The 7,512-nt window shown below is 55.5% G+C and carries 10 protein-coding genes; 7 read left to right on the forward strand and 3 right to left on the reverse strand.

All coding sequences use genetic code 11. The features are described 5' to 3' along the window. Positions 1-124 precede the first annotated feature (124 nt). Positions 125-715, forward strand: a complete 591-nt coding sequence (locus JK176_RS11715) for a ComF family protein (protein ID WP_211587997.1) — start codon at positions 125-127, stop codon at positions 713-715. After that, the gene (locus tag JK176_RS14980; RefSeq protein ID WP_249194467.1) at positions 712-1,572 is read left to right on the forward strand and encodes an addiction module antidote protein; all 861 of its coding nucleotides are present in this window, start codon (positions 712-714) and stop codon (positions 1,570-1,572) included. Before JK176_RS11715 ends, JK176_RS14980 begins: the two co-directional genes overlap by 4 nt. A 388-nt stretch (positions 1,573-1,960) precedes the next feature. Here the strand turns inward: JK176_RS14980 and JK176_RS15130 are convergent, their stop codons facing one another. Together JK176_RS15130 and JK176_RS11725 are read right to left on the reverse strand one after the other, a co-directional pair. Continuing rightward, complete coding sequence (locus JK176_RS15130; RefSeq protein WP_283091978.1) at positions 1,961-2,089, reverse strand: hypothetical protein; 129 nt, start codon at positions 2,087-2,089, stop codon at positions 1,961-1,963. Positions 2,090-2,231: 142 nt separating this feature from the next. Beyond that, positions 2,232-2,870 (reverse strand): hypothetical protein, encoded by a 639-nt coding sequence (locus tag JK176_RS11725; protein ID WP_211587998.1) that lies wholly within the window; start codon positions 2,868-2,870, stop codon positions 2,232-2,234. A 515-nt stretch (positions 2,871-3,385) separates the two neighbouring features. On the opposite strand from JK176_RS11725, the gene JK176_RS11730 reads away from it, so the two are divergent. Continuing rightward, the gene (locus JK176_RS11730; RefSeq protein WP_211587999.1) at positions 3,386-3,844 is read left to right on the forward strand and encodes a hypothetical protein; all 459 of its coding nucleotides are present in this window, start codon (positions 3,386-3,388) and stop codon (positions 3,842-3,844) included. A 210-nt stretch (positions 3,845-4,054) separates the two neighbouring features. Here the strand turns inward: JK176_RS11730 and JK176_RS11735 are convergent, their stop codons facing one another. Then, entirely contained in the window at positions 4,055-4,411 is a 357-nt protein-coding gene (locus tag JK176_RS11735) for a hypothetical protein (protein ID WP_211588018.1), read from the reverse strand. A gap of 92 nt (positions 4,412-4,503) precedes the next feature. On the opposite strand from JK176_RS11735, the gene JK176_RS14985 reads away from it, so the two are divergent. The 4 genes from JK176_RS14985 to JK176_RS11755 all read left to right on the forward strand — a co-directional run bounded on the left by JK176_RS14985 (position 4,504) and on the right by JK176_RS11755 (position 7,480). Beyond that, positions 4,504-5,085 (forward strand): hypothetical protein, encoded by a 582-nt coding sequence (locus JK176_RS14985; RefSeq protein WP_249194468.1) that lies wholly within the window; start codon positions 4,504-4,506, stop codon positions 5,083-5,085. Between the two features lie 389 nt (positions 5,086-5,474). Next, entirely contained in the window at positions 5,475-5,690 is a 216-nt protein-coding gene (locus tag JK176_RS11745) for a hypothetical protein (RefSeq protein WP_211588000.1), read from the forward strand. A 75-nt stretch (positions 5,691-5,765) separates the two neighbouring features. Beyond that, a complete protein-coding gene (locus JK176_RS11750; RefSeq protein ID WP_211588001.1) occupies positions 5,766-6,719 on the forward strand; it encodes a recombinase family protein in 954 nt (317 codons plus the stop codon). Further along, positions 6,716-7,480 (forward strand): zinc ribbon domain-containing protein, encoded by a 765-nt coding sequence (locus tag JK176_RS11755; RefSeq protein WP_211588002.1) that lies wholly within the window; start codon positions 6,716-6,718, stop codon positions 7,478-7,480. Before JK176_RS11750 ends, JK176_RS11755 begins: the two co-directional genes overlap by 4 nt. Positions 7,481-7,512: the final 32 nt, after the last annotated feature.

Below are 7,512 nucleotides of genomic sequence, written 5' to 3' on the forward strand. Positions count from 1 at the left end.
CGGACGTACTGCTTTCGGAAGCGGGCGCCGCCGTTCCGCGGCCAAGATTGGTACCTGCATCCTCGCGAATTCGGGATTGAAGCATTGTAGCTTGCAGGCTACACTGCTTTTATGGAGGAAGAAGATGGTTCAGATTCACCCGCAGAAAATTGAGGGCAATTGGATCGCCGGCATGGCGCTCGATTTCCATACCACCAGCAGCATCTATATTGGGGATGACGAATTTGGCCATCCGCGCTTCGAGACAGCGAGGCCTGAGGTCGCCGAACTGCTTTATCGCCTCAAATACAGTAATCACGATCAATCGGCGGTAGCGGGCATTGTTGAGGCGGCGGCTGGCTTCCTCAAACCCTATCACGACAAGTTCGATGTGATCGTGCCGGTCCTGCCCTCGACAGAGCGGGCGGTTCAACCGGTCTATATGCTGGCAGACGGGATCGGCAAAGCAACGGGAAAGCCTGTCGCGCATTGTGTGACGGCGACCCGCGCCACCTCGCAACTCAAGGGAGTCAGCGACCCAGAGGAACGTCAGCGCCTTCTTGATGGGCTGTATGTAGTCGATCCTGCCCAAGTGGCCGGACGGAACGTGCTCCTGTTCGATGATCTTTTCCGGTCGGGCTCAACCATGAACGCGATCGCCGATGCTTTGTTGAAGCAGGGCAAGGTTGCCAGCGTGCGGGCTCTCACCATCACCAAAACGCGGATGAACCGATGACCAATGTTTTTATCGGCGGCTCCCGACAAGTTTCCCGCCTGCCCGCGAATATCAAGGAACGCCTCAACACGATCATCGAGAAGGGACACCGCGTGCTGGTTGGCGACGCTAACGGCGCCGACAAGGCCGTCCAGAAGCATCTCGCGGACGTGCATTATGAGCCGGTGATCGTATTCTGTTCGGGGTTGACGCCGCGCAACAATGTGGGGCGATGGCCGACGCATAATGTTACGCCGCCCAAGGGCGTCAAAGGCTTCCAGTTTTATGCCGCCAAAGACCGCGAGATGGCGCGTGAGGCGGATTTCGGGCTGATGATCTGGGACGGCAAGAGCGCGGGAACGGTGCTGAATGTTCTTCGCTTGGTGAAGGACGACAAGATCGCCGTTCTTGTCAACGTGCCCGAAAAGGCTACGCTTAACATCAAGTCAGCCGATGCTTGGCGTGAATTTGTGCAGGGACTCAGCCCCGAGATGCGCGACGATCTTCGCGAACGCGCGACGGCTGACGAATGGTCATTCAGTAACCCCAGCCCGCAGCTAGGCTTCTCGCTAGACTCAGAGATTCCAGAGTCGGCGTCCACAACCGAGGTCTTGGAAAGCGATTTCGTAAAGGCGATCAATGCTGCCCTTAGTAGCGGGGATGCCGCCCTATTCGTGGATGCGCTGGGGAATGTCGCCAAGGCGCGTGGCATGTCGCAGGTTGCCAAGGAGACGGGTCTTTCGCGAGAGAGCCTTTATCGTTCGCTCGGTTCGGGCGGAAATCCCGAGTTCGGCACTGTGTTGCGCGTCATGACTTCGCTGGGCATGCGTCTGCATGTGGAGTCGGTGCGGCAGGCTTCCGCTCATCAGGCAGGTTAGGCCGCTCCGGCGTCTCTCGACTGGTTCCTTGCTATATCGTACGATAGTATGCGGTAATCGGCGGCAATATCGAGCTATTGAGGGCAATCGGCGGACCAAGTGGGATTAGAACACTTATGCCGAATCAATCGGTTGGTGCTTAACCGCTTCGTGAGTAAATGGCGCCTTCCGGAAAGTTTCATGAGCTATTGGAAAGATCGGAATAGGGTGAAAGCCCCCGCGAGAGTCGTCCATTTGAATGTCCGGTTTACCGATCGCCACACACAAAGCCGACAGACTGTGATGCGGGGGGAAGCGGAATGTCGGTTATGGGACGGCATAGGTCAGAAGCGGTTATACAATGCAGGACCTTCATCCCGTTCCTCGCAGCTTGGTCCGGTAAACTCGTCTACAAGGGCGAGACCGTCAGATTCGACTGGGGTGGAACGAAGGCGGCAATCACGTCGGACTCCACCAGTCGACGCTTCGCAAGGTCGATGTCCTCGCCAACATCGCCAAGCGGACCCAGAACAAGCACCTCCTGACCAACGCCGCATGGTAGGAAATGCAGGGCGGAAGCCTGTGAAACCGCCCTCGATCGGGTCGCCGACAACAAGATTATCGCGCTCGTGATCGCCGTCGTCGGTCCCGTGCTCTACGCCATGATCTGACTTAGCAAGTCAGTTGCTCGCAGTCGGCAGGTCGAGGTACAGCCGCTCGGGCATCTCTCGCCAGAAGTCGCGGATTGCATCCGCAAACTGCTCCAACTGCCCATCAGTCACGATCAGCCATTCATGATCGAGACCGAAGGTCGTGCCCTTCGGCATCCATTGCCGGATCGGGTCACAGACATATTCCCCGTAACGCTTGACAAGCTGGTTGAGGCTGCGGCCCTTGCCGTGCTTGTAGACGTTCACGATCAGCTGCATCGCATCGATCTTAGCGTAGCAAGGCAGCGTTTTTACCGGCCAACCGAATTGTTCGAAGACTTTCATGATGTCCGTCACCGACGCCTTCCATATCTCCTTCTCGATCGTGTCGCCATCAAAGTCATGCCGAAGCTCGCGCTCGAGATGTTCGCGCACAGTCTTGTCCCATTGGTGAAACATCCCTGCGAGACCGCCCAGCAGCATCTGCTTGCGCAGGTCCGTCAGAGTCTGATAATGCGCGCTCCCTTTATCGTAGGCCGCCTCAGCGAGGTCGGCCATGTCGATCTCACCATAGCCTAGCGCCTGACTCATCCGCTCATAGGCTTCTTCGGTGTGACGGTCGGCCTGCCCTTCGATATTGTCAAACTGCGACAGAATACGCGATCGCATCTGTCCGACGTAAAATTGGTGGAGCGCAATGTGATGATTCCGCGCCTCATTCCAAAGATATAGTTGAGCACGTCGCATCATCACCTCTCCAGCATCAATTTTGATCTCACAAAACGAGTTCTGGTATAATAATCGGCCACTTCCGCTTTCCCAAACAGGAGGATCCTGTTTGTTCGTCCGAGAAGTAGGCGGTTAGAAACAGTCAGTTATTTGATGTTGCTCGGACGAGCGCCGAGCGATAGCGATTTTGCTAAACTGTGTTTCTACTCCAGCGTCCTTCGCGGTCTCACCTTGCAGGGGGACCTGAGATTAAATCGGAAAATTCCTACTGATCTTCAGAAGCAGAACATGAGTAGGAAGCATAGTTAAAAACCCGTCTATCCGGTCTATATCTTGATTTAGTTATTGCGGAGAGACTTAAATCGTGTTTTACCTTGTTAACCCATTTGGGTGGGCGGCGATCTCCCCTGGAAGAGCGATCGCCGCCGTTTAATCACGAAGTGTAAGGTACTCACATGATCCTAGAATTGTTGCTCGACGGACGATCTGTCGTCAAGGTTGATCTGAACCTACCCCTTCTCGTTCAAACGCTCCAAACTTCAGTTGGGAAAGACGCTAACGCGCGCAGCACGCCCGCGACCTTAGCGCAGATGCGCGACCTTTTATCGCGGATCGACCCTCGTAGCGTCGAATATCTAAAAGCCATTGCTAAAAACACTGACGGGACCATAACGTGGAAAAGTATGCGCCCAATCTTCGGCATTGAGAAAGAAGACGATTGGTCAGCTTACTCTGGGTCATTCGGTAAGGGTATCACCCGTGCGTATCGAAAAATCCTCGGCGATCAGACGGCGAAGCTGGTGTGGTGGAACGAAGCTGACTGGGAGGAAGCAGATTGGAACGACGACATGTGCGCGGTCTTTGTCGACGGCCCAGCTCTCGACGCTCTTCGTGCTGCGATAGGTAATCATTGACCTACCCGTGCAATTTAACATGAGCAGAATTGCTCAGGTGGTGTAGCGCTCCCGCTCATTTGTCGCCCTCTGTCAGAAGTAGACGTTCTCCGTCGTTTTTATGAACGTCTACTTCGTTTCTAGATCGACACATTTAACAATGTCAGCTTTCAGGTAGCTATCATAGTTGTCCGGATGTCCGACATTTAGGCGACTGCCGCCTATATGCTCTTACATCACTGAGCAGACAGGCAGTTCTAAGGAGGAAGCAGAGCATCCGCTAAGCACCTCGTGCACAATACCGGCCTCACCTTGGGCTGGAGGGTAGACGATCGCGGACGGTTCGCTATCGCCCTCAGCCCAAACGACGGGAACACCTGAACGATCTTTAGAAGATTTTCTCGAGAGGATTGTTCTCATATCGTAATCAGAATACCCATGCAGGCTTATTTTGATATTATTCGAAACGGGATGTTGAACTTGATTGGCACTGGAAAAGTAACGCAGCAGATAGCTCTTCCATATATCTATGGGCTGGCGATCTTTCTTTCTGTAATCCTTGCTCACGCTATCGATTTTTTCCTGCATGAATTTGCTCATTCATTCACGGCATGGGAGTTAGGCTGGAAAGATATCCTTTTGCACTGAATTATGGCAAGCCAACCATTGACAACATTCTTATGCAACAGCAGATCGACGAAAACGTTCGTTACGCACCAATATTCGCCGCACATAGCGGAATACAGGGAGCATTAATCGCTGCTGCAGGCCCTCTAATTGCTAACGGTGGAGGTAGTATAATTTGCGGCCACGTTTTGCGCGCCATAGGGAAGCAACCTCTACAGACAGTTTGGAGCCTCACCGGCATGTGGTTATTCACCTGGCTAGCTGCGTTCAATGTCTTCAATGTCTGGAGTTACGCTCCCCTTCGCGCACTGAGCTCGCATGGTGATATGGCGCTCATTGCTGAAGGGTTAGGCGTGCCGAATTGGCTTATTTTCCCCATTGTAACTGGCTTTGCGTTCTGGCTGGCACATTGGTACGTCCAAAATATTTTACCCAACGTTCATGAGCATTTTTCTCATTTCCGTTTTGGAGCAGCGTTCGGAGGAACTGTCCTTGGAACAACAATCCCCTTCTTCTCGATCGTTGGAATGACGGGAAATTATGGTCTTCCATCAGCTCTAATGTGTATCGCGAGCTTATTTCTCTTTACACCCGCCATGCTGGCTATGTTTTACCTATCTCTTGGGCGACGCTGAAAGCGAATATGGACCTATACGATCCAGATCCAGATTTCAGATGCATGTAAGCTGACTGATAGCCGAACAGGCAAAGTCAGTCCCAGCTCGGCCAAAAAACATTATACAGCCTATGTCCGCTATGCGGAAATTTGTTCATCAGTTGATATGTCTGACTTGAAGGCGATTGCTGCCTGCCTGCTCAATGCATAAGCAGACAGGCGGCCCGGAGACGCGAATCCATTAAAAACCCACCATGACATACACCCCTCCCCCGCCTGCCCGTTGATGTTTACTCATCCATCCCATTACTTACGCAAACACCGCCGATTGCCGCATCACGTGATTTTCGCCTTTTCCACGATTGCATGACATCGCCCAATGGCTCCAGGCCTCCCTGGAGAACCACCATGACTACGCGATACAGACCTTCTCTGATCGAAATCATTCTACCTGACGGCGATGTCGATCCACACCTAACGGACGTGAGCGTCCTACGTCTGGCCCGGCTGATCGGTCGGCAGATGGCCCGTGAGGAACACGAACGCCTGAGGCGTCATGGACATCGTGGCAGACGAATATTGAAACTCGCCCGGAAATCGCGATCGTCGGACGATCCGAATTGACTACCGCCCGGAGGGCCACCCCGAGGTAAGCTTTTTCACCATCTCCAACCCGAAAGACACTGCCGGAGTCCTGCCATGATCCGCGTCGCGCTCTATGCCCGCTATTCCTCCGACAACCAGCGCGCGGCGTCGATCGACGACCAGTTCCGCATCTGCCGCGCCCACGCGAAGCGTGAAAAGTGGAAGGTCGTGGATACCTACCATGACGCGGCAATTTCCGGCGCCAGCATGATCCTGCGGCCCGGTATCCAGACTCTTCTTCAGGATGCACGGCGCGGTCATTTCAGCATCGTGCTGGCGGAGGCGCTGGATCGCATCTCCCGTGATCAGGCCGACGTCGCCACCCTGTTCAAACACCTGAAATTCGCCGGTGTGACCATCGTCACACTCTCGGAAGGCGAAATCAGCGAATTGCATGTCGGCCTGAATGGCACGATGAATGCCCTCTTCCTGAAAGATCTGGCGGCCAAGACCCATCGCGGCCTTCAGGGCCGGGTCGAAGCGGGAAAATCCGGCGGCGGCCTCTGCTACGGCTACAAGGTCGTCCGCCAGTTCGACGCCCATGGCGAGCCGATCCGGGGTGGCCGGAAGATCGAGCCGGCCGAAGCCGCCGTGGTCAAACGGGTCTTCCGGGACTTCGCCGCTGGCGTCAGTCCGCGCCTGATCGCACGCACTCTTAACGACGAAGGCGTCCCCGGTCCCCAGGGAAACCCGTGGGTCGACACCACGATCCGGGGTCACGTCCAGCGTGGTACCGGTCTTATCAACAACGAACTCTATATCGGGCGACTGGTCTGGAACCGCCTTCGCTATATGAAAGACCCCAGCACTGGCCGCCGGGTCTCGCGGATGAATCCGGAATCTGAATGGATCATCAAGGATGTGCCGGAACTCCGCATCATTGACGACGATCTGTGGCAGGCGGTCCGACGCAAACAGGCAGAGATTGCGGCCAAATACGCGAACGTCATCACGGCAGTCAGGCAGTCAGGCAGTCAGGCAGTCAGGCAGTCAGGCAGTCGGCCGTGAACCGCCTCAATGGAACGCACCGTCCCAAAGCACTGTTTTCCAGCATGGTGTTCTGTGGTGTCTGTGGCGGCACCTACTCCCTGCGCCAGAAAGACCGTTTTGCCTGCTCGAACCGCGTCGCGCGTCGCGGTTGCACCACGACCGTCACTGTCGGGCGCGAAGAACTGGAGGAACGGGTGCTGACCGGCCTCAAGGAAAGGCTGTTCGCACCGGAGGCTACCGCCGAGGCGATGCGCGCCTATGTCGAGGAAACCAACCGGCTGAACCATGAACGGCGCGCCAGCATCAGCGCCTGGAAAACCGAGCTGGGCAAGATCGAGAAAGGCGTGAAAGGCATTTTCGATGCGATCGAGAATGGTCTTTACGACGAAGGCATCAAGCAACGCCTGGGCGAGCTGCGGCAGCGGGAACAGGAACTCAGGGCCAGCCTGAAAGAAGCGGATGACGACACGCCGGATATCCATCCGCAGGTCGCGGAGATCTTCCGGCAGAAAGTCGAACGCCTCGCCGCCTCCCTCAACGATCCGGAGGACCGGCCGGAAGCGACACAGGCGCTACGGGTGCTGATCGAAAAGATTGTGATCACACCGGGCCGCAAGCGGGGTGAGTCCTTCGCGGTTCTGCACGGCGAACTGGGTCGCATTCTGCGTTTCACCGCGCAGAAAGGCGCTGAAACGACAAAGGCCCGGGCGAATGCCGGGCCTTTGTGGAACTCACTGGTTGCGGGGGTAGGATTTGAACCTACGGCCTTCAGGTTATGAGCCTGACGAGCTACCGGGCTGCTCCACCCCGC

This window comes from Gluconobacter sp. Dm-73 (assembly GCF_018256215.1).
GTDB lineage: Bacteria > Pseudomonadota > Alphaproteobacteria > Acetobacterales > Acetobacteraceae > Gluconobacter > Gluconobacter cadivus.

Excerpts from the sequence above, each read along its gene's own strand:
- JK176_RS11715 (WP_211587997.1), top strand. The coding sequence starts at position 125 with ATGGTTCAGATTCACCCGCAGAAAATTGAGGGCAATTGGATCGCCGGC.
- JK176_RS14980 (WP_249194467.1), top strand. The coding sequence starts at position 712 with ATGACCAATGTTTTTATCGGCGGCTCCCGACAAGTTTCCCGCCTGCCC.
- JK176_RS11725 (WP_211587998.1), bottom strand. The coding sequence starts at position 2,870 with ATGCGATCGCGTATTCTGTCGCAGTTTGACAATATCGAAGGGCAGGCC.
- JK176_RS11730 (WP_211587999.1), top strand. The coding sequence starts at position 3,386 with ATGATCCTAGAATTGTTGCTCGACGGACGATCTGTCGTCAAGGTTGAT.
- JK176_RS11735 (WP_211588018.1), bottom strand. The coding sequence starts at position 4,411 with ATGCAGGAAAAAATCGATAGCGTGAGCAAGGATTACAGAAAGAAAGAT.
- JK176_RS14985 (WP_249194468.1), top strand. The coding sequence starts at position 4,504 with ATGCAACAGCAGATCGACGAAAACGTTCGTTACGCACCAATATTCGCC.
- JK176_RS11745 (WP_211588000.1), top strand. The coding sequence starts at position 5,475 with ATGACTACGCGATACAGACCTTCTCTGATCGAAATCATTCTACCTGAC.
- JK176_RS11750 (WP_211588001.1), top strand. The coding sequence starts at position 5,766 with ATGATCCGCGTCGCGCTCTATGCCCGCTATTCCTCCGACAACCAGCGC.